Source organism: Sandaracinaceae bacterium (assembly GCA_016706685.1).
Taxonomy (GTDB): domain Bacteria; phylum Myxococcota_A; class Polyangia; order Polyangiales; family Houyiibacteriaceae; genus JADJJE01.
In genome coordinates this window covers 71,566-92,666 of the sequence record JADJJE010000021.1, presented here as the reverse complement: position 1 = coordinate 92,666, position 21,101 = coordinate 71,566, and the positions used below count along the sequence as shown (strand labels likewise).

The following is a 21,101-nucleotide window of genomic DNA, read 5'->3' as shown; positions in this document are numbered from 1 at the left end:
TGCAGCCGCGCATGTTGCGGGGCCTTCACACGGTCGCCACGCAGCGCCTCCAGCATGCGCCGCGATGAGAGATCCCCTCGATCGCCGAACGTTCCTGCGGCGCACCGCCCAAGGCATCGGCGCGCTCGCGCTCGCGCCCAACTTGCTGGCTTGCGAAGAGGCGGCGCGCCGGCCCGCGGCGGGTGACCTGCTGCGACACGGGCCGCTTTCGCCCGCAGACGCCAACGGCCTGCGCCTGCCCGCCGGGTTCAGCAGCAAGGTGGTGGCGCGCTCGGGGGAGCCCGTGCCGGGGACCACGCACAACTGGCACAGCTTCCCGGATGGGGGCGCCACCTTCGCCGTGGGCGGAGGCGACTTCGTGTATGTGTCCAACAGCGAGGTGGGCGTGGCGCTGCCCGTGTCGGGCGTGGGCGCCATCCGCTTCGATCGCCAGGGTGAGGTGGTCGACGCGTACCCCATCTTGCGGCGCTCCACGTGGAACTGCTCGGGCGGCAAGACCCCGTGGGAGACGTGGCTCTCCGCCGAAGAGTACGACCGCGGCATCGTGTGGGACTGCGACCCGCTCGGCGAGCGCGACGCAGTGCGCCGGGAAGCGCTGGGCGTGTTCAAGCACGAGGCGGTGGCGGTGGACCCGCGCACGGGCCGTGTGTACCTCACGGAAGATCGGGCCACCGGGCGCTTCTACCGCTTCACCCCAGCGCGCTTCACGGGAGGCCCCGACGACCTCGCCGCTGGCGTGCTGGAGGTAATGCGCGCGCAGGACGGCGTGGTCACGTGGCTGCCCGTGCCGGACCCTTCGGCGACGAGCGTGCCGACCTGGGAGCAGGTGCCCGAGAGCACAGCCTTCGATGGCGGCGAGGGCGTCTGGTTCCACGAGGGCCGGGTGTTCTTCACCACCAAGGGCGACAACCGCGTGTGGCTGCATGACGTGGACGCGGGGACGCTGGAGGTCCTGTACGACGCCGCCGACTACGCGGAGCCCGTGCTCACCGGTGTGGACTTCCTGCTGGTGACCGAGGGCGGCGACATCGTGGTGGGGGAGGACGGCGGCGACATGCAGATCGTGGCCATCTCGCCCGACGGGCGCGTGGCGCCGTTGGTGCAGGTGGTAGGGCACGACGGCTCCGAGATCACCGGCATCGCCTTCGACCCGAGCCTGCGGCGCCTGCTCTTCAGCTCTCAGCGCGGAGCCGACGGCGCCCCGGGCGGAGTCACCTACATGGTCGAAGGGCCGTTCTTCGGCTGAGCGACTCAGCCCTCTCTTGGAATGAGCACATGAACCGACGCGATTTCATCAAGCGAGCCACCGCCTTGGGCGTGGCTTCGAGCCTGGCGCCCTCCATCCTCTTCGGGTGCGACGAAGGCGATGACCTTCCGCTCTACCAGTACGAAGGACCCCTCGGTCCGGAGAACGCCTTCGAGCACGGCGTGGCCTCGGGCGACCCGCTCCCCGACGCCGTGGTGCTGTGGACGCGCGTGACCACGGGAGGCGGCAGCACCGACCGCGTGTCCGTGTTCCTCGAGGTGTCCACCGACCCCTCCATGCGGCGGAGGCGCGTGGCCGAGTACGTGACCACGGACGCCGAGCGTGACCACACCGTGCGCGTGGACCTCGCCGCGCTCGAGCCGGGCACCACCTACTACTACCGCTTCAGCGCGCTCGGCCGGACCTCCCCCATCGGCCGCACGAAGACGGCGCCGGTGGGCCGCACACGCGAGGTCCGCCTGGCGTTCGCGTCGTGCTCCAACTTGGGCTTCGGGTACTTCTATGCCTACCGCATGATGGCGCGGCGGGCCGACCTCGACGCGGTGGTGCACCTGGGCGACTACCTCTACGAGTACAGCGCCTTCGTGGAGTACGGCGAGGTCTACGGAGGCTTCCGCGAGGACCTCGACCCACCGGGCCAGCTCGTCAGCCTGGACGACTACCGGCGCCGCTACGCGTTCTATCGACGCGATCCGGATCTTCAGCTGGTGCACCGCCAGAACCCGTTCATCCACGTGTGGGACGACCACGAGTTTGCCTGCGACCCCTTCGTGGGTGGCGCGGCCAACCACTTCCCCGAGACGCAGGGGCCCTGGGCCGACCGGGTGGCGAACGCGCTTGCGGCGTACTCCGAGTGGATGCCCACGCGTCTCGGTGCAGAGGGACGCATCTTCCGCCACTTCGCCTACGGTGACCTGGCCGAGCTCGCGCTGGTGGACCGCCAGCGACCCTATCTCTGGCCCAGCGAAGACGATGCCGGAGAGCACCTGGGCGCCGAGCAGCAGCAGTGGCTGGACGACCGCCTCGACGAGAGCACCGCGCGCTGGTTCGTGCTGGGCCAGGGGACCACATTCGCGCCGCATAGCCCCGACATGCTGGGAGGCTCCAGCTGGGACGCGGTCTCCCGTGCGCGCGTGCTCGAGCGCGCCACGTCGAACGGCCGGAACCTGATCGTGGTCACGGGAGACATCCACCGCGCCGAGGCGCTCGACATCGTGGCGGACCCTTCGGCCTATGATGGCGCGACGGGCGCCGGGTCCGTGGGCGTAGAGTTCTCCACCGGCAGCATCACGTCGCCCGGTGGCAGCACCGACACGAGCGGCCCGCAGTTCCACTGGGCCGACGGCTCACACCGGACGTTCTTGCTGCTCACGCTGACGCCCGAGCTCGCCCAGGCCGACTTCATCGGCTTCGCGGAGTTCCAGCAGTACCGCTCGCAGGAGCCCTATCAGCGCCTCGTGCGGTCGTTCCGCGTCGAGGTGGACTCGCGCCACGCGGTGGAGTCCGAAGACGCCGCAGCCGCAGGCTCGAGCCCGCCGCCGTTCGCGCCGCCCGAGCCGCCTCCGTATCCCTACGACGAGGTCTGAGACCCTCGTTCGTTTCTGATTCGAAGCGCATCAAACGCAGAACCGTCACGAGAGCCCTCTAGGGTCATCCGAAATCACACACCTGCGTTGTGAAGAAGGAGACCTGTGGAGACATCGCTACACACACCAGAACGCTCACGTCGGGCTCCCGTGCGAGTCAGTCGCGTTCAGCGCCTCTCGGCCTTCCAGCAAGTGGTCTACTCGGGCTGCTGGGAAGACACCGAGACGGAGCTCGGGGCGCTCGACCTGCAGAAGGGTGCGCGGGTGCTCTCCATCACGGCCAGCGGTAGTCGCTCGCTCGGTCTCCTCGAGGCGAACCCCTCGGAGGTGATCAGCGTGGACCTGAATCCGTCGCAGAACTTCCTGCTGGACCTCAAGCGCGCGAGCGCTCTCGGCGCCCGCGACTGGGAGCAGCACGCGTCGTTCTTGGGGCTCTTGCCCACTTCGACCGCGGTGCGCCGGTCGCAGTACGTGCGGGTGCGCCGGCACCTCGAGCCCGACGCGCGGGCCTACTGGGATGGGCGTGATCGCGCGATCACGCGGGGTGTCACCAACATCGGGCGTCAGGACCGCATCGTGGCCACCGGCGCGTCCGTGGCGTGGCGGGTGCTGCCCGAGAGCAAGCTGCGGCCGTTGTTCGAGATGACCGACCTCGAAGAACAAGCGCAGTACTTCGACGCCCACATCGACACGCCGGTGGCGCGCTCGGTGGCGCGGCTGGCCACCAGCAAGTGGGCGCTGCGCTGGATCTACGGCAAGGACCTCTACGAGCAGGCCGGGTTCTTCGCGATGGGCGAGATGATCTTCGACAACATCGCGAAGCACGCCCACGCACGCCTGATGCGGGAGAACTTCTTCCTGTCGCGCGTGCTGCTGGGCGAGTACATCGACCCGCGTCGGTTCAACTCGTACTACCTGCGCGAGAGCACGTTCCAGGAGTTTCGGGAGCGGAGCCACGCGATCACGCCGGTCACCGCGCCGCTCGAGGAGGTGCTCGCGGGCCTGCCCGACAACAGCCTCGACGGGCTGTCGCTGAGCGACATCTTCGACTGGATCGCGCCGCACGACTTCGACCGCTTGCTGCACGAGATCGTGCGCGTGGCGAAGGACGGCGCGCGGCTGTGTTACCGCATCTGCCTCGTGGACCGGCAGCCCGGCGCCGAGCACGCGGAGCACTTGAAGGCGGACCGGGCGCTCAGCGCGCGCCTGCACGTGCTGGACCGCAGCTGCTTCTACCGCGACCTCTACGTGGGCACCGTGCGGAAGTAGGCCGCAAGAGGGCCGCCGGCGTTGGCACGGCGGCCCACTCAGGCCCGGGCCACGCGCGTGGCGAGCGACAAGTAGCCGAGGCCAATGGTGACCACGTCACGCAGGCGGCGGAGCACCACGAAGCCGCTCGCGAGCGCAGCGCCCTCCACGCCCAGCAGCGGTGGGATCAGCGTCAGGTACGCGAACTCCTGCGCGCCCAGCCCGCCGGGCGAGAAGAACGCGAGCGAGCGCACCACCGTGAGGAGGGCCTCCATGGCGAGCACGTCGGCCGGCGAGGGGTTGGCGCCGAGGATGCGGAAGAGCACGTAGACCTCGAGCGACTCGGCCAGCCAGACCAGCGTGGACACCGCCACGAGCGTCCAGACGCGCGCGCGTGGCCCGCCGAAGAACGCGTGCGCATGCGTGTCGGCGCGCGCAGCGCCCTCTGCGGCGCGCGCCATCAGGCTGCGCATCCACCCGAACGGCGTGCGGCCCAACAACCGGCGCAGCCGCTCCACCGCGCCATGCGACAGCACCACCCACAGCCAGGCCGCCATGCCCAGCGCCACCGCGCCGGAGATGAGCAGCGTGGGCACGGGCGCGAACGACACGCCCCCGCGCTCGGCCACGCGCTCGAAGTAGCTGCTGCCGACCACCGCTGCGAGCCAGAGCACCGCCACGTGGCCCAGGATGATGCCCCACTTCTTGATGGCCACCCCCGCGACGGCCGCCGACACGGGGAGGTTCGCCGCGCGCCCGAGGATCATGGGCGCGAGGCCGTCGGCCACCAGAATGCTCCCGGGGACGGTCAGCGACACGGCCTCGATGCCGAGGCGCGCCTGGACGAGCCTGCCCAGCACGCGCGCGCTGGGGGCCACATCGAGCGCGATGGCCCACGCCGTGGCGTCGATGGTGAGCAGCAGCGCGAACGGCAGCAGCGCGAGCCACGTGGCGGACTGCGCGCGCCCGAGCGTCAGACGCGCTCCCTCGAGGTCGAACCCGCCCAGCACGGTGAGGGCCACCGCCATGACCACCAGCCCTGCGCTCAGGACCACCCGGCCACCCGACATCGAGCCTCGGGCTGGGGAGCGCAGTTCGGTCGTGGGCATCGGTCTACTTAGCAGGATGCGGGCGCGCGGCGGTGACAGTTCGGTAGCCTGCCCCCACCCGCCCGGTTTGGACGCTGGGCTGCGGGCCACGCTCCAGGCGGGAACCGAAGACCAGGCCGCCCAGCAGGCTGGCCGCCATCGCGAGGAGCGCGCCGCCCGCGAACCCGCCGAACAGCACCGGCCCATACGCCAGCAGCTCGGACTCGGGCCAGGGCGCGAGGGAGCCACCGATCAGGCTGACGCTGGCCACGAACAGGCCGAAGGCTGCCCAGCCCAGCGTGGCCGCGGCCCGCCGAAGCGCGGCGAGAGGTTGGGCGCCGAGCGCCACGGCAACACGCACACCCGCCGCGATGGCGAGGGTGGCCGCAGCCGTGCTCGTGAGCGCCAGCGTGAGCACGTGCAGGCCCACCAGGTCGATGGCGCTCACCGAGAGCGGACGACCCAGCACGTGCACGTGCGCCACGAGGGAGAGCGCCAACCACAGCGGCGGCGAGAGCAGCGTGGCGGCGTCGAAGCGACCGAATGCACGCCGCAGCGCCCACAGGCCCAGCGCTCCGAGCAGCAGGGCGAGCAGCCCGCCCGCACAGGTGTAGCGCTCGGCGCGCGCCAGGAACGCGGCTTGCGCCCGGCGGGCAGCGGACGCGCGCTGCACCACGCTCGTGGCCTCGTGCGCGTTGGGTCCCACCAGCACAGCGCTGGCGGCACGAAGCGCGTGGCGCGGCGCCTGAAGGCGGGCGAGCGCCGCCAGCGTGGGCGCCACCTCCTCGGGTTGCATTCGCACGCCGTGCTGGGGCGGGAGGCCCGGTGCCGCCACGGCGAACGGCGCGCGCTGCACGATGACCTCGTTCCCACCGTGCCCGCCCGCATCGAGGTGCCCGTGATCCGAGAGCACCATGGCCACGGTGTCCGTGCCGCGCGTCGCCGCGTGCAGCGCCGCGATCAGCCGGTTGGCGCCCGCGAGCGCTTGGCGGTGCTCCTCACTGCGAATGCCCAGCTCGTGCGCCGACTCGTCCACGGCCAGCATGTGCAGCAGCGTGATGCGCCCGGGCTCGGCAGCGCGAGCCAGGTGGCGCAGCGCCCCCGCCTCGAAGCGCGCGCCCACCGGCAGCACGTTGGCGTCGGCCGTGGCCGTGTCCGCCGCGAAGGAGAGCAGCCAGCGCAGGCCCTCGGCGGCATAGACGCCGCGCATCCCAGCGCTGCGCGCGCGGTCGAAGAGCGTGTCGGCCCGGGCGGCGGTGCTGCGTGGGCGCGCCTGGAACCGGTTGGTGCGAACGCCGCTGGCCCACGCCGGAACGCCCGTGAGGAACGCGTGATAGGCCGGGCTGGAGAGCGTGGGGGCGCTCATGCGCAGCTGGCCCGAGGCGCCGCTTGCCGCAAACGTGCGGAACGCAGGCAGCGCCTCGGCCTCGTCGGTGCGCAAGCCGTCGATCAACAGCATCACCACCGAGCGTGGCTGCCCGGCGTTGCGCTCCGGGTCGGCGTGCGCGCGCAGCGCCGCGAGCGCCGGAGGCGTGTCGTCCGCGCGCTCCCAAGAACCGAGCGCGAGCGGAACCAGCAGCCCGAGCCCGAGCAAGCACAGCCCGGCCCCCACGAGCGACGCCTGGCGGTGGGCACCGTGCGGTGGAGCCGGTGGAGAGCTGCATGACGGTCGACCCGTGGAGCGCTTTCGCATCGGCGCGCAAGCTAGCAGCGCCGATCGAGCGGAACGCGCACAAGCTGGCAACGGATTGATCTCAAACGCGCAACAACGGCTCTGTCAGTTCTCCGGGAACGCAGTCCAGCCCGCGGTCCAGTCGGTGCCGTTCGGGGCAAACGCCCGCGCATACGTGGCGCTGGTGTCGAAGCCGGCAGGCGGCGTGGCCTGGCCATTCAGCGCGGTGTTGGCTGGGACGTAGTTCGGCGCAGTGATGCTGGTGGAGCCCAGCATCGGGTCGGTGCCCACGGTGTTGCTCCGGGCAGCGTCCTCGATGGCCGCTTGCTCGTCGAAGCCGTTGTCGTCGTTGTCGATCGGGTCGGTGACCTCGTCGTCGTAGGCACCGTTGCCGAAGAAGAAGCTGTTCTCGACGGAGAGCTGTGCCGGCCACTCGGTGGTCAGGTCGTTGGTGGTGGCACGCAGGTCGATGGGCTCGCCACCAAAGCCGGCGACGATGAAGTTCCGCAGCTTGGCGCGGGTACCCTCACGGAGGACCATCGCCCGTGTGACGGAGGTGCCGATCATGGTGGCGTTGTAGATGGTCGGGTGGCTGCGCGGCGTAGCCAGCTCCATCGGGCCGTAGTTGTCCGCTTCGAACCCGGAGTCGCCGAGGCCTTCGAACTGGTGCACGACCAGGAACTGCACGTTGCCGCGCCAGCCCTGGTCCCAGTCGAGGCTGTCGTTGGATGCGCCGCTGATGACGACGTGATCCATGCTGGCGGTACCGCCATAGGTCGCCACCCCATCGTCTATGCTCCGGTGCACCTGCACGTGGCTCAGGCGCGTTCCGGAGCCACACCCAGCAAGCGTGAGACCCCCCTGCGCAGTGTCGAAGCCGTATCCGGCGAACTCGATGCGTACGTACTCGAGGTGACCGCAGCTGCTGGTGTCCTGGCTACCGCCGTACACCCCGCGCCCGTCGATGCCGAACCCCTCGAGGCGACCCTCCAACACACCACCGTTGTCAGTTCCCGCGTTGATGGTGGCGTTCCCAAGCAGATTCACGCCGATCCAGTCGCCGGTCGTACGGCTGCCCACAGTGTTGCCCGACGTGAAAACGATGGGCGCGTCCTCCGTGCCCACGGCGACGAGCTCGGACCCACGCGTGACGACGAGCGCGGCGGTTTCCGCGAAAGAGGTGTTGCCGAGGATCTGCGTACCCGGCGCGATGGTCAGCGTGGAGTCGCCCACCACGAAGATGCGTCCGGAGAGCCGGTAGCTCGGGCAGCTCCACGTGGTGTCCTCGCTGATGTCCTCCGAGATCACCACCGGTGCGCCAACCGGACAGGGCGGCCCCTGGTCGAGCACTCCGGTGTCCAGCGCCCCCTGGTCCACCTCCGTGTCCACCACTGTCCCTTGGTCCACGCCGCCGTCGACATCGCCCGCCGGTTCGTCCCCACACCCAGCGAGCCCTGCCCCCACCAGCAACGCCGCCACCCACAAGCCCCAGAGGCCCAACCGTCCCTGCCACGCGGAAGTCATGCTCAGTGTTCAAGCACGCCCCACCCACGCGCACCGCCACGTTCTCGCGGCGCGCGTGTGACATCTCGCGCGGCTCCAAGCCCTCAGGCGAAGAGCGCCGCGAACTCCGCGCTGTCCGCTTCCACCGCGGCCCCGAGCGCACGCAGCGCATCGCCGTTCACGCGCGCCTTGGTGCCGCGGAACGCCGTCATGTTCAGCGCGCACAGCTGCTTCGCGGTCGCGATCGCCGTGGCGCTCACGTCTTCCGGCGCCACCAGCTCGGTCACGTGGCCAGCCAGCAGCGCGGTCTCGGGCGTGAACGGCGCGGAGATCAGCATGCTGCGCTGGAACGCGGGCGTGGTGAGCCGCAGGCGGCAGAGCTCCACGGCGGTGCGCGGCATGGTGAGCCCGATGGCCACCTCGTTGGCCACGATCTTGAACGCGCCCGCGGCCCCCACGCGGTGGTCACCGCAGAGCAGCAGGAACATCCCCATGGCGACGGCGTGGCCACCGCACGCGGTCACCACGGGCTTCGGGTAGTTCAGCAGCTTCTCCACCAGCTGGAAGCCGCTGGTGAGCATGGCCGTCGCCTCGGGCCCCTTGGCGTTGAGCGTGGGCATGTGGAAGCCCGCCGAGAACATGCCGGGCCGCCCCTCGATCACCAGCACCACGTCGTCGGCCACGGCCTGGTCCACCGCGGCGTGCAGCCCGTGCAGCAGCTGCGGCGACACGGCGTTGGCCTTGCCGTCGTCCATGGTGATGATGCCCACGCCCTCTTCCTTGCGATACGTGACGGTCATGCGCGCCGTGCCTTTCGTGCTGAGCGGGCTCGAGCGAGCCCTGGGTAGAGGGCGCAGCGCCTAGAACGGCACGCTGAGGCCCACCTGCGCCGTCACCGCGTCGCCAAAGACGTTGGTGCGCCACAGGTAGTTGAAGCTGAGGTCCAGCCGGCCTCCGCGCAACACGTCGAGCGCCGTGCCCTCCAAGAACCCGAAGCCGAGGCGCAGCTGCATGCCTATCTCGTGGCTGCGGAAGGCGCTCATCTTCGGGTCGTTGGTGAAGAACGCGGCGTTGGGCGCGTAGGCCTCGTCGTTGTCCTCGTAAAAGAAGGAGCGCGTCTGCTTGTAGTAGCGATAGCGCAGCCGCAGGTCCAGGTTGCGCGCCAGCTGCTGGTACACGCGCACCTCGGGGTTGATGGCGCCGATGTCCCAGGAGTCGAGGTACGCTCGGTAGCGCAGCTGGAACGTGGTGCGCGTGCGCTGCACGTGCGCCTTGAGCCGCCCCGTGAGCGTGTGCCGAATGCGCGTGCCCGGGTGCTGCTCGCCCACCGCGGCGCCGGCCACCATCACGCGGCGGTACGCGTTGGCCAGGAAGCCGTTGAGGTACACCAGGTCGTAGCCCACCTCGGCGATCAGCCAGGGCTGCAGCACCTGGTCCCACCCGATGGAGATGGTCAGCGCGTCGAAGTCCTCGTTGAACTGCCCGAGGATGAGGCCCGGCACGGTGGGCGGCGGTGGCCCACGGAAGTTCTGGCGCACCTCGTCGTGCAGGTAGCCGAGCGTCAGGTGCAGCGTGGTGCTGCGCTCGTTCAGGAAGAGCGACGCGCCCACGTTGCCGGAGATGGACGTGTAGTCCGGCTCGCGGCTGAAGTGCAGACCGCCCCGCAGCTGGAGCGCGCTGTCACCGAGCTCGAGCTCACGGCCCGCGCCGAGCGTGATGTCGTGGCGCGTCTCGTTGAAGCTCACGTCGATGGTGGTGCCCGCCGCCTGGCTGGCGCTGGTGATGGTGTCCACCAGATAGGTGGCGCTCAGGTCGGTGCCGTTGGGCGACGTGAGCTGCACGCCGAACTCGGGCGCCACCACGCGCGTGCTGGTCTCCCAGTAGTAGTTGCCCAGCAGGCTGAAGCGCCCCGACCAGCGGCCGTCCACTTCGTCGGCCTGGGACACCCCGCGCGCACAGCACAGCGGCAGCACGGCCGCGCCCAGCAAGAGCCACTTCCACCACGCGGTCCGCCGCATGCTCAGTTGCACCCGCAGCCGCCGCCGGTGGAGCCGTGGCCGCCCGCAGCCCCCTCGCGCGCGTCGTACACGTGCGAGCGAAAGCGCTCTTCCTCGGCCTCGCTCTCGGACTCCATGCCCGGCCGCGTGAGGTCTTCGCGCGCATACGGCGGCACGTGCGCGCAGCCGCCGGCGCACGCCGCGAGGGCCAGCAAGAAGGCCAGCTGGAGGCGCGCGAGAACGGCGGCGCTAGGGAGTTTGGGGGTGCGAGCGAGGTTCACGGACCGTCGTCATGCAACAGCGCAGCGAGCGGCGTCAAGAACGCGCGTGCGGCGCTCTTCAGCCAGGGGTGTTGCTCGAGGGCCTCGGCCGCTTGAGGACCGTGCTCGTAGTACACGTCCACGAGGGCGCGCCCGAGCGCGTTGCTCATCAGGTGGCGGTCGCGGAAGCGGCGGAAGGTGCCCACCTCGGCGGCCAGCGGCGAGCCATACGCGGCCGTGGCCACGAAGCAGGGCGACACCGTGGTGAAGGTGATGGCCGTGGTGGTCACCGTGGTGGTGGCGATCTCACCCGGCATGCCGCAGCTCACGGCCTGGATGCCGATGTAGTGCGTGGTCTGCGGGACCAAGTGACCCAGCTCGTAGGTCCACTCTTCGCCCGCGGCGGGGCAGCCCCCTTCGCAGATGTCGAGGCCCTCCTCGGCCAGCGTGGCGCGGCGCGCGGGGATGCCGGCGTCGAAGCTGGCCTGGTCCACGATGGGGTTGCGGCTGACGCGCACGTTGTAGGCCACGATGTCGCGCGAGAAGGCGGGGGGCGTGAAGCGCAGCGTGCCCCACTGATGGCTGTGCTTGATGTCGTCGACGGGCTCGGCCGCGAACCCCGTGACGGCGGGCGCGGTCAGCGGCTCGTCGCACATGCCCACGCACGTGCCGTTGGACCCACACACGAAGCCACCCGGGCAGCCCGAGTCGTTCTGGCAACCCATCATGCACTCGGGGGGCGGGTTGGGCTGGTCGCACACGTTGGTGGCCACCACCTCCACCGTGAAGCGGTTACCCGCCTCGTCCAAGCTCAGCAGCCGGTCGGCACCGCTGCCTGGGGCCATGGTCGGGTTGTCCGTGATGGTGCCGTCCATGGTCCGCAGCATTCCGTCTTCGCCGTGCAGCGCGCCGTATCCCGCTGGGTCGGGGCCCCGAAGGTCCCGGGCACGAGCGTGTTGAACGGCACCGCGTACACCACGGACGGCTGCCCGCGATACGGGTAGCCGTACGCCATGGCCCAGTAGTCCCAGTAGTTGCCCTCGGGCGTGGGGTACGTCTCGTCGTCGTAATGCTGGTTGTAGTCGCCCTCGACGTTCACCTCGAGGTAGGCCGTGTAGGCGCCGTTGGGCCACTCCTCGGGGACGGCGAACTGCATCATCTGCGCCACGCCCTCGGCCGGCGTGGCCATGGCGATGGCGTCGAGCTCGGGCATCACCTCGAGCGCATCCGCGTTGAAGCGCTGCACGTCCGGGTGGTCGTTGCCGCCCATGCCGTCGGTGTCGCGGCGTGGCGGGTAGAGCGAGTCCGTGCCGAGCGGGCGCATCTCGTCCTCGACGTCGGCATAGACGAAGGGCTCCGCGTAGCCCGCCTGCATGTCCCCGTTCGTGATGTAGCGGCCCTTGTCGCTGTTGAAGAGGCTGGCGCAGCTCACGGCATCCAGCGCCTCGCGCGAGGTGGTGGCCGTGTTGAACGAAAGGCAGAAGTAGTCGTCGCGGCTCTGGTCGTTTGCCGTGCGCGACGCGTAGCCCTCGCTCAGGCGGTCCTGGAAGATGACCCGCTGGAAGCGCTCTGCCCCCGGGGCTTCGGCACGCCGATGCGCCCACACGGGCAGCACGCCCTCGCGGCGCCCATAGGGCCAGTGGAAGCCGCTGTTCATCTGCGTGGCGCCCGGACGGTTGCCGATGCCGCGCCGCGCCACGGCCTCCGTCAGCCGGATGGTCCCCATGAAGGTCCCGTCCTCGCGCTCGATCCACAGCACCAGCTGAGCGCGCGCCGTGGGGCGGAAGCGGAAGGTGAGGATGCGCTGGGCAGAAGTGGGCCCGCTCACACCCAAGACAGCAAACATCAAGAGGAGCGCGACCAGTCGTCGGGCTCGGCAAGAGGGGGAACTCATCGTCCGGCAGCATATCAGGCGGGTTTGGAGATCGCATGTGTCTGGATCGCAGACGACACCTGGGGGGCCCGCGACCGCCCGGCGTGCATCCACGCCCACCTCGTCGCATGTTTACCCACATGCCGCCTGCCGACCTGGACGCCCGCTCGTTCCTGCCCGCGCTCGACGGCCTGGCCAGCGCGCTGGGCGACGCGCAGCCGCTGCGTGCCCGTGGCCGCGTGAGCTCGCTGGTGGGGCTGGGGCTCGAGGCTCGTGTGCCCGGTGTGCGCGTGGGCGAGCTGGTGGAGGTGCACCGTCATCAGGGCGAGCCGCTGCTGGCCGAGGTGGTGGGCTTCCACGGGCCCGATGCCACGCTCATGCCGCTCGGGCGCGCCGAGGGGGTCAGCCCCGAAGACGAGGTGCTGGCGCTCGGGCGCCCGCTGCAGGTGACGTGTGGTGACGGCTTGCTGGGCCGCGTGCTGGACGGCCTCGGGCAGCCCATCGATGGCCTCGGCCCGGTGATGGGCACGCCGCGCTCGGTGTATCAGCGGTCGCCCGACCCGCTGACCCGGCCGCGCATCACGCGCTCGCTGGCCACGGGGGTGAGGGCGATCGACGCGCTGCTCACGCTGGGCGAGGGCCAGCGCGTGGGCCTCTTCGCGGGCAGTGGCGTGGGCAAGAGCACGCTGCTCGGGCAGATCGCGCGGCAGGCGGATGCGGACGTGTTCGTGGTCTGCCTGATCGGCGAGCGCGGGCGCGAGGTCCGCGAATTCCTCGAGGACGCCCTCGGCACCGAGGGGCGGCGGCGTGGTGTGGTGGTCTGCGCCACCAGCGATGCGCCCGCGCTGGTGCGGCTCAAGAGCGCGCACGTGGCCACCGCCATCGCCGAGCACTTCCGCGACCAGGGGAAGCGCGTGCTCTTGATGATGGACAGCGTCACGCGCTTTGCCCGCGCCGGTCGCGAGGTGGGCCTGGCCGCCGGGGAGCCTCCCGCGCGGCGTGGCTACCCGCCCAGCGTGTTCGCTGCCCTGCCCGAGCTGCTGGAGCGCGCCGGCACCAGCGCGCGCGGCTCCATCACCGGCCTCTACACGGTGCTGGTGGAGGGAGGCGACATGGAGGAGCCCGTGGCCGACGAGGTGCGTGGCATCCTGGACGGTCACATCGTGCTCGACCGCGCGCTCGGTGCGCGGGGACGCTGGCCGGCCATCGACGTGCTGAAGAGCCTCTCGCGCGTGATGCCCGCCGTCACCAGCGAGGCCCAGCGCGACCAGGCCAACACGCTGCGCGGGCACCTGGCTGCCTTCGAGGAGAAGCGCGACCTGGTGTCGCTCGGCGCCTACAAGGCGGGCTCGGATCCTGCGCTCGATGCCGCCATCGCGCGCATGCCGGCCATCGAGGCGTTCTTGCGACAGCGCCCCGAGGCGCGCGCCGACGTGGTGGAGACGTGGCACGCCTTGGGCGAAGCACTGCGCGGGCGCTGAGCGGGCGAGACACTACGGTCCCGCGCCGAGACATGCTTGTACGGAAGGGGGGCTCCGTGAGAGAACACCGATGGACGTGTGGTCCTCGTCACGAACGTGAAGGGAACGCTGCGTTCATCACTCTTTCGACTGACCGGCAACGCGCTCCGTGTTGCCAAGGGGGACTCATGGTTGGCTTCAGCTACAAGACGGTGTTGGTGGGGTGCGCATGCGCCGCTGCGTTCATGGGGTGTGGGGGCGGGTCCTCCGGCCCCGACGGCCTCGGCGACGACATCCTCGCCGCCGAGTGCGACTTCCTGTTTCGCTGCGCGGGCGACGAAGACGACGCGTACGACCGCCTCTACTACGGCACGGAGGGCGCCTGTTTCGAGGCGGAACAAGGCTCCTTCGACCTGGCGTCGGAGTTTCGCCCCTACCTCGACGCGGGCACCGTGGCGTTCGACAGCGCCGCCGCGCGACGCTGCCTGGCCGAGCTGCGCCGCACGTGCAGCGAGACCGCGGCTCTCCAGCAGGCCTGCGACTCCATCTTCGTGGGTCAGGTCCCCGATGGGGGCGGCTGCAGCAGCGACATCGAGTGCGTGAGCGGTTCGTGCTCGGGCAACGCCATCTCGTGCGGCAGCTGCCAGGCGCTGATCGCGACGGGCAGCCCGTGCGACTCCTTCAGTGACACCTGCGCAGACGGGCCGAATGGCGAGTTTGGCTACTGCGATTTCGGGGGCACCTGCGCCATCGACACCGAGACGTTCCCCACGGCCGACGCCGCGCTCGGGACCCCCTGCGACGGTGACGAGCAGGGCTGTGAACCGGGGCTCTTTTGTCAGGACGACATCTGCGCGCGCTGGCGGACCGTGGACGAGTCCTGCGACCCGTACTCGGACTCGTGCGCGCCCGGGTCGTTCTGCCGGCCGACCGACGCCGACGAGGACGTGGGCATCTGCGTGCGCGTCCGCATGGAGAACGGTCCGGGCGAGGACTGCGGTCTCTTCGCCACCGAGGCGGTGGTGTGCGACGCGCGCGCCGGGCTCTACTGCACCGGTGAGGACGAGCCGGGTGTATGCGCGCTCTATCAGCCGTCGCAGACGCAGGGCGAATTCTGCGACTCGACCGCCGAGTGCGTCGAGGGGCTCGAGTGCCGCAGCGGACAGTGCTTCGGCGACCTGCTCGTCGATGGCTCCGTGTGTGCCGGTGACGGTCAGTGCGAGAGCGGAAACTGTGTCCAGGATCTGTCACCGCCCTTCGCGCGCATGTGCCAGGGCGCGCTGACCTGCCCGTGATCGGCAAGCTGCGCCCCTAGCGCGGCGGCTCACTCCAGCAGGCCGCGCAGCTTGTCCATGAAGCCGGCCTGCTGCGGGTGGGTGTCCACCCCCAGCTCCTCGGCCAGCTCCTGGATGAGCTTGCGCTGCTTGCGGGAGATGTTCTCGGGCACCTCCACGATCACGCGCACCAGCTGGTCGCCCTTGCCGGCGCCGCCGTAGACCGGGATGCCCTTGCCGCGCAGGCGGAACGAGCGGCCCGACTGGGTGCCCGGCGGGATCTTCATGGCCACGCGGCCCTCGATGGTGGGCACGTCGATCTGCGCGCCCAGCACGGCCTGCGGGAAGCTGATGGGCACCTCCAGCAGCACGTCGGCGCCCTCGCGCGTGAAGAGCGGGTGCGGCTTCACGTGCACGGTGACGTGCAAGTCGCCCGCGCTCCCAGCGGCTACCTCACCGGAGCCGCGCAGCGTGCGCACGGCGCCGTCCTGCACGCCAGCGGGGATGCGCACCACCATGTCTTCCTTGCGCACCTGCGTGCCCGAGCCGCTGCACGTGCGGCAGGGGGACTGGATGCGCTTGCCGGTGCCGCGACACGCCGCGCACGGGCGCGAGACGGCGAAGAAGCCGCGCTGCTGGCGCACCTGGCCGCGCCCCGTGCAGGTCTCGCAGACGTCCACCTTGGTGCCGGGCTCGGCGCCCACGCCCTCGCAGGCGGTGCAGGGACCCGGGCGCTCCACCTGGATGGTCTTCTCGGTGCCGAGCGCCGCCTCCACGAACTCGATGGTGAGGTCGTACGTCAGGTCGCGCCCGCCCGTGCGGCGCTTGCCACGCCCCCCGAACACGTCCCCGAACAGGCCCTCCAGCAGGTCGCCCACGGAGCCGAAGTCGGCCGGGTCGAAGCCGCCGGCGCCCTGGCTCTCGAACGCGCCGTGCCCCATGCGGTCGTAGCGCTTGCGCTTCTGCTCGTCGCTCAAGACCGTGTAGGCCTCGGTGGCCTCCTTGAACTTGTCCTCGGCGCTCGGGTCGTTGGGGTTGCGGTCCGGATGGAACTGCATCGCCAGCTGTCGGTACGCGCGCTTCATGGTCGCGGCGTCGGCATCTCGAGGGACACCCAGGACTTCGTAGTAATCGCGCTTGGCCACTGCGGCGGATGATACGGGCAGCGGTGCCCCCTGGCGAGCAGGACGCGCTGGCAATGCGTTGTTCCACCCAGCTGGGCACCCCTCGCTAAAGCGGAGGGCAGCAAACCTGGCCTGGACATGTCGAAAGTCCCCCGAAGGGGGACTAGGCCTGCGTCGCAGTGAACCTGAGCAGTCCACGCTGCCGCACGTGGGCGTTGTCGTGAACGTTGTCGGCGGCGGCGACGGCGACGGTCCCTTCGCGTTGAGCGAGGTAGCTCCGGCAACATGGCGGGCATTCACCCGAGCGGCTCAGCGGACCGCCAATCCCCTTGTCGCCAAGCTCCTGCAAGGCGCAAAGGAGATGGCGAGCCGCTGAAACCTCTCGACAGTCGAAGTTACTCCCGTCGCCGTCGCCGTCGCCGTCAACAACCACGTTCACGTGGATGAGACGTCCGGGCACCGCGCCAACCGGTGGAATCCCGGTCAGCCAAGCGCCAACGCCCGAAGCCAGCTACCCTGCGCCGCATGAGCACCGACCCGTCCGACCAGCTGTACACGGTGCCCCCGAGCGCAGAGGGCCTGCGCCTGGACCTCTTCCTGGTGCAGCACGTGCCCCACATGACCCGGGCCCTGGCCACGCAGCTGACGGGCGCTGGGCAGGTGCGCGTCAACGGGCGCCGCGCGAAGAAGGGCGACCGCCTGCCGAGCGGCGCGCAGGTGCGCCTCGAGCAGGCGCCGGAAGCTGCGGACTTCGCGCCCGAGCCCAACGCCGAGCTGCCGCTCGACGTGCTGTTCGAGGACGAGCACGTGGTGGTGGTGAACAAGCTGCGCGGCCTGCCCACGCATCCGCTCCAGCGCACCGAGCGAGCCACGCTGGCCCAGGCGCTGCTGCACCGCTACCCCGACATGGCGGGCGTGGGCTACGCGCTGCGTGAACCGGGCATCCTGCATCGCCTCGACACCGACACGAGCGGCGTGCTGGTGGCGGCGCGCAGCACGGCAGCCTTCGAGGCGCTGCGCGCGACGCAGCGCGCGGGCCTGTGGACCAAGGAGTACCTGGCCTACTGCGAGGGCCTTCCGCGCACCCCTGACCGCATCGAGGCCGCGCTGGCACCGGACCCGGAGGACGCACGTCGCATGCGCGTGGTGGAGGCGCGCGCCGGCGGAAGCGAAGCGGGCTCGCGCCGAGAGGCGGCGCCGCGCGTGACCGAGCTGGTCTCCGCCCGCGCGCTCGGGGCGCTGCGCACGGCGGACGGGGCGCGTGTGCAGATCAGCGCCGTGCGGGTGACCGCCGAGAAGGCCACGCGTCATCAGATCCGCGTGCACCTCGCCTATTACGGGCACCCCCTGGTGGGTGACACACTGTACGGCGGCGCACCCTTGGCCGACGACGCGAGCCCCGCCGCGCACTGGCTGCACGCGGCCGCCATTTCGTTCCCGCACCCCGTGCACGCGGGGCAGCGAATCAGCGTACAGGCAAGTGAGACCGACGAGATGCGCGCCCTCGAGCAGCGTGCCGGCGAGGCCCTCGCATAGGGCCCCTGCCGAGGGCCCGAAGTTGGGCTCTTCCAATTTGACGTAAGCAGCATTACCGGCCACTCTGGGCGCAGCTCGCTGGAGACGGCGATGCCAGAGCCCCGGGACTCCTGCAGTCCCTCCCCTCCTTGCACCCCGGGGCTCGCCTATTTCGTTGCTGAGAGTGCCCGGTCGAGATCATCCATGAGGTCGGCCGGGTGCTCGAGGCCTGCCGAGATGCGCACGAACGAGTCCGTGATGCCCTGCTGCAAGCGCAGCTCGCGCGGCAGCGCGGCGTGGCTCATCTGCGGCGGGTAGGACACCAGGCTCTCTACACCCCCCAGGCTCTCGGCCAGCGAGAACAGGCGCAGCGCGGACAAGAAGCGCCGCGTGCCCGCTTGGTCGGCGCGCAGCACCACCGACAGCACCGCGCCCGGCCGCGCCATCTGGGCCTGCGCGAGCGCGTGCTGCGGGTGGCTGGGCAAGCCCGGGAAGTGCACCTGCTCCACCTGCGGGTGCTGGCTCAAGAAGCCCGCGATGGCCTCGGCGTTGTCGCAGTGCCGCGCCATACGCACGGGCAGCGTCTTGATGCCGCGCAGTGTGAGGTAGCAATCGAACGGCGAGGGCACCGCGCCCACCGCGTTCTGAATGAAGCCGAGCTGCTGCGCGAGGGCGACATCGGAGGTGACCAGCACGCCACCCAGCACGTCGCTGTGGCCGTTGATGAACTTGGTGGTGGAGTGCACCACCACGTCGGCCCCGAGCGCGAGCGGCCGCTGCAGCATGGGGGTGGCGAAGGTGTTGTCCACCACCACGCGTGTGCCCTGCGCGTGGGCCAGCGCCGCGAGCGCGCGGATGTCGGCCACCTTGAGCAGCGGGTTGGTGGGCGACTCCAACCACAAGAGCGCGGTGGGCGTGGCGAGCGCCTCTTGCACCGCCGCGTGCGCGTCCACGTCCACGAACACCACGTCCACGCCGAGCGGGCGCACCACCTGTTCCAGCAGCCGGTAGGTGCCGCCGTACAGGTCGGCCGTGGCCACCACGCGCTGCCCCGGGCGCAGCGTCTGCAGCAACGTGGCGCTGGCCGCCGAGCCGCTGGCGAACGCGTAGCCGTGGGCGCCGCCCTCGAGCGCCGCCACGCTGGCCTCGAGCTGGGCGCGGTTGGGGTTGCCGCTACGCGTGTAGCTGAAGCCCTGGTGTTCACCCGGCGCCGACTGCGCAAAGGTGGACGCCAGCACGATGGGCACCGCCACCGCGCCGGTGGCCGGATCGGGCGGCTGCCCCGCGTGCAGCGCGAGCGTGTCCAGGTGCGGCTCGCGGCGCGGCTGGTCTCCGCCGCGGGCCGTGCTCATGCCGGGCGGAACCCGCCGTCGTACACGTAGAGATCTTTGAGTTCGACCTGGCCCTGAATGCCGCGGCCGTTGCGCACCTCGCTCACGCGCACGACCTTGCGGCCCTGCTCCGTGTGGTCCACGCACACCAGCACGTGCGCCGCGCTGGCGATCACGCCCGACGCCACGTCCGCGTCGCGCACGCCGCCCAGCATGAGGAGCGTGCGCAGCGCGGCGAGCCCGTCGCCGCCCGAGATGGCGCAGTGCACACCCACCAGGTCGCCGCCGGCGCGGCTGCCCACGAGCGTGAGCACGTCGGCCGCCTCGGCGCCGCGAACGTCGTCCACCAAGAGGCAGCCCGGACGCATGCGCGCAGCCTGGTGCGCCACCTGGCCGAGCTTCACGCCCGAGGTGGCACCACCGGTGGACAGCGACACGGCGCGGCCGGCCGGTAGCCCCAGGTCCGGCACGTCTTCCACCGTGACCATGCGCTCGCTCGCGTCCACGTGGCGCGCCAGCGCCGACAGCAGCGAGGTGACGCCCGAACCCGCGGGGCCCATGACCAGCACGTTGCGGCGCGAAGCCACGGCCGCGGCCAACATGCCCTTCATCTCGGGGCTGAGGAAGCCCTGCGCCACCAGGTCGTCGGTGCTGGCGGCGGGCACCCAGGCGCGCAGCTCGATGACCGGGCCCTGTGGGGCGACCGGCGGCAGCACCACCAGCACACGCGCGCCGCTGGGCAGCGAGCACTCGTGGATGGGCTTGTCCACGCGCAGCTGATCACCCGCTTGGGCGACCAGGCGGCTGGCGATGACGGTGAGCATGGCGCGCGACGAGAAGTACGTGTCGAGCGCGACCAGACCGTTGCCGAAGTCGGCCGAGACGTGCCCCGGGCCGCTGACCACCACCTCGCGCAGGCCCTCGGCGGTGAGCAGACTCTCGAGGGCGCCTAGGCCCACGCACTCGGTGAGCGCCATGGCCGCGAGCCGCGAGCGGTCTTCACCACCCGAGAGCTGAGCGCTGTTGCCCATGGCCTCGAGCGCGCTCTCGATGGCGGCCTGCGCGGAGGCGCGGCGGTGTGGGTCGATCATGCCCGAGGGCGAGGCATCATAGAGGTCGAAGGAACCCGACACGCGGCGCACCAGCTCGGAGAGCAGCTGCTGCACGGCGCTACCACCGGGCGGCATGGGCGCGCTCGAGACGCGCGGCATGTTGTGCACACCGCTGCCGCCGGAGCGGGGCGGGAGCGGGGGCGGCATGGTGGCCGGGCGGACGCGCGCAGGCCCGCTGGTGTCCACGGGGTTGGCCACGGGGGCCGGACGGACGGGCGCGGTGGGCAGGGGCGCGGGTGGCGCCACCGGCGGAGGGGGTGGGGGCGGCGCGGGCGCTGGGGCGGGCGGCGCCAGGGGGGAGGCGGCAAAGGCCGGCACCTGCCCGAGCGGAGGGGGGGCGGGGGCGGGCGCCGCAGCGAACGGGGCCGGAGCGGGCGGGCGCGGCGTGTCGGCTGGGGCGGGGGCCGAGGAGCCGAGGGGGGCGCCGGCCGGGTAGGAATCTGGCTGACCGATGTGCGGCTGCGAGGCGGCCTCGAGCTCGTCCAGGGTGATGATGAAATCACCGATGTAGATCTTGTCGCCGGGCTTCACCACGAGGGGCGACGTGATCTTCCGGCCGTTCACGTAGGTGCCGTTGGTGCTCTTCAGGTCCACCACGATGAAGCGGCCGTCCTTGAGCACGATGCGTGAGTGGCGCTTCGAGACGTTGCCTTTCCCCAGGATGACGTCGTTGCCTTGTACACGACCGACGGTGATTTCGTTCTTGTCGAACTCCATCCGCCGTTGGGCGCCACCCTTCTCCGTGATCACGACCGAGAACATGCGAGGGGTATTGAACGTGGTCCCGCCAA

17 protein-coding genes are annotated in these 21,101 nt (G+C 71.0%); 6 read left to right on the top strand and 11 right to left on the bottom strand.

From position 1 onward, the window contains the following. The first annotated feature begins 64 nt into the window (after positions 1-64). The 3 genes from IPI43_23765 (at position 65) to IPI43_23755 (ending at position 4,122) form a co-directional block, all read left to right on the top strand. Positions 65-1,246, top strand: a complete 1,182-nt coding sequence (locus IPI43_23765; GenBank protein MBK7777106.1) for a DUF839 domain-containing protein — start codon at positions 65-67, stop codon at positions 1,244-1,246. Positions 1,247-1,275: 29 nt separating this feature from the next. Continuing rightward, positions 1,276-2,853, top strand: a complete 1,578-nt coding sequence (locus tag IPI43_23760) for an alkaline phosphatase D family protein (GenBank protein ID MBK7777105.1) — start codon at positions 1,276-1,278, stop codon at positions 2,851-2,853. A gap of 150 nt (positions 2,854-3,003) precedes the next feature. Beyond that, positions 3,004-4,122 carry a DUF3419 family protein gene (locus tag IPI43_23755; protein ID MBK7777104.1) on the top strand — a complete coding sequence of 373 codons (1,119 nt, stop codon included), beginning with the start codon at positions 3,004-3,006 and terminating at the stop codon, positions 4,120-4,122. A gap of 38 nt (positions 4,123-4,160) precedes the next feature. On the opposite strand, the gene IPI43_23750 is transcribed toward IPI43_23755, so the two are convergent. The 8 genes from IPI43_23750 to IPI43_23715 all read right to left on the bottom strand — a co-directional run bounded on the left by IPI43_23750 (position 4,161) and on the right by IPI43_23715 (position 12,467). Continuing rightward, on the bottom strand, positions 4,161-5,210 hold the full coding sequence (locus tag IPI43_23750; GenBank protein ID MBK7777103.1) for a flippase-like domain-containing protein: 1,050 nt from the start codon (positions 5,208-5,210) through the stop codon (positions 4,161-4,163). A 4-nt stretch (positions 5,211-5,214) separates the two neighbouring features. Further along, entirely contained in the window at positions 5,215-6,882 is a 1,668-nt protein-coding gene (locus tag IPI43_23745) for an alkaline phosphatase family protein (GenBank protein MBK7777102.1), read from the bottom strand. A gap of 84 nt (positions 6,883-6,966) precedes the next feature. Beyond that, positions 6,967-8,385 carry a hypothetical protein gene (locus IPI43_23740; protein ID MBK7777101.1) on the bottom strand — a complete coding sequence of 473 codons (1,419 nt, stop codon included), beginning with the start codon at positions 8,383-8,385 and terminating at the stop codon, positions 6,967-6,969. An 83-nt stretch (positions 8,386-8,468) separates the two neighbouring features. After that, positions 8,469-9,164, bottom strand: a complete 696-nt coding sequence (locus IPI43_23735) for a crotonase/enoyl-CoA hydratase family protein (protein ID MBK7777100.1) — start codon at positions 9,162-9,164, stop codon at positions 8,469-8,471. 60 nt (positions 9,165-9,224) lie between these two features. Continuing rightward, positions 9,225-10,382, bottom strand: a complete 1,158-nt coding sequence (locus IPI43_23730; protein ID MBK7777099.1) for a DUF3570 domain-containing protein — start codon at positions 10,380-10,382, stop codon at positions 9,225-9,227. Positions 10,383-10,384: 2 nt separating this feature from the next. Beyond that, the gene (locus tag IPI43_23725; GenBank protein ID MBK7777098.1) at positions 10,385-10,642 is read right to left on the bottom strand and encodes a DUF4266 domain-containing protein; all 258 of its coding nucleotides are present in this window, start codon (positions 10,640-10,642) and stop codon (positions 10,385-10,387) included. Beyond that, positions 10,639-11,496 carry a hypothetical protein gene (locus tag IPI43_23720; protein ID MBK7777097.1) on the bottom strand — a complete coding sequence of 286 codons (858 nt, stop codon included), beginning with the start codon at positions 11,494-11,496 and terminating at the stop codon, positions 10,639-10,641. Before IPI43_23720 ends, IPI43_23725 begins: the two co-directional genes overlap by 4 nt. Continuing rightward, complete coding sequence (locus IPI43_23715; protein MBK7777096.1) at positions 11,433-12,467, bottom strand: hypothetical protein; 1,035 nt, start codon at positions 12,465-12,467, stop codon at positions 11,433-11,435. The genes IPI43_23720 and IPI43_23715 overlap by 64 nt, the downstream gene beginning before the upstream one ends. Positions 12,468-12,634: 167 nt before the next feature. Here IPI43_23715 and IPI43_23710 point away from each other — a divergent pair, with 167 nt between their 5' ends. Both IPI43_23710 and IPI43_23705 read left to right on the top strand, forming a co-directional pair. Next, positions 12,635-13,975 (top strand): FliI/YscN family ATPase, encoded by a 1,341-nt coding sequence (locus tag IPI43_23710; protein ID MBK7777095.1) that lies wholly within the window; start codon positions 12,635-12,637, stop codon positions 13,973-13,975. Between the two features lie 167 nt (positions 13,976-14,142). Continuing rightward, positions 14,143-15,249 (top strand): hypothetical protein, encoded by a 1,107-nt coding sequence (locus tag IPI43_23705; protein ID MBK7777094.1) that lies wholly within the window; start codon positions 14,143-14,145, stop codon positions 15,247-15,249. A gap of 29 nt (positions 15,250-15,278) precedes the next feature. On the opposite strand, the gene dnaJ is transcribed toward IPI43_23705, so the two are convergent. Next, a complete protein-coding gene (gene dnaJ / locus IPI43_23700) occupies positions 15,279-16,373 on the bottom strand; it encodes a molecular chaperone DnaJ (GenBank protein MBK7777093.1) in 1,095 nt (364 codons plus the stop codon). A 504-nt stretch (positions 16,374-16,877) separates the two neighbouring features. Between dnaJ and IPI43_23695 the strand changes: the two genes are divergently transcribed. After that, positions 16,878-17,888, top strand: coding sequence for an RluA family pseudouridine synthase (locus IPI43_23695; protein ID MBK7777092.1), 1,011 nt, complete (start codon positions 16,878-16,880; stop codon positions 17,886-17,888). 146 nt (positions 17,889-18,034) lie between these two features. Here the strand turns inward: IPI43_23695 and IPI43_23690 are convergent, their stop codons facing one another. Together IPI43_23690 and tadA are read right to left on the bottom strand one after the other, a co-directional pair. Continuing rightward, positions 18,035-19,219 carry a PLP-dependent transferase gene (locus IPI43_23690; GenBank protein ID MBK7777091.1) on the bottom strand — a complete coding sequence of 395 codons (1,185 nt, stop codon included), beginning with the start codon at positions 19,217-19,219 and terminating at the stop codon, positions 18,035-18,037. Next, the gene (tadA, locus tag IPI43_23685; protein ID MBK7777090.1) at positions 19,216-21,072 is read right to left on the bottom strand and encodes a Flp pilus assembly complex ATPase component TadA; all 1,857 of its coding nucleotides are present in this window, start codon (positions 21,070-21,072) and stop codon (positions 19,216-19,218) included. Before tadA ends, IPI43_23690 begins: the two co-directional genes overlap by 4 nt. Positions 21,073-21,101: the final 29 nt, after the last annotated feature.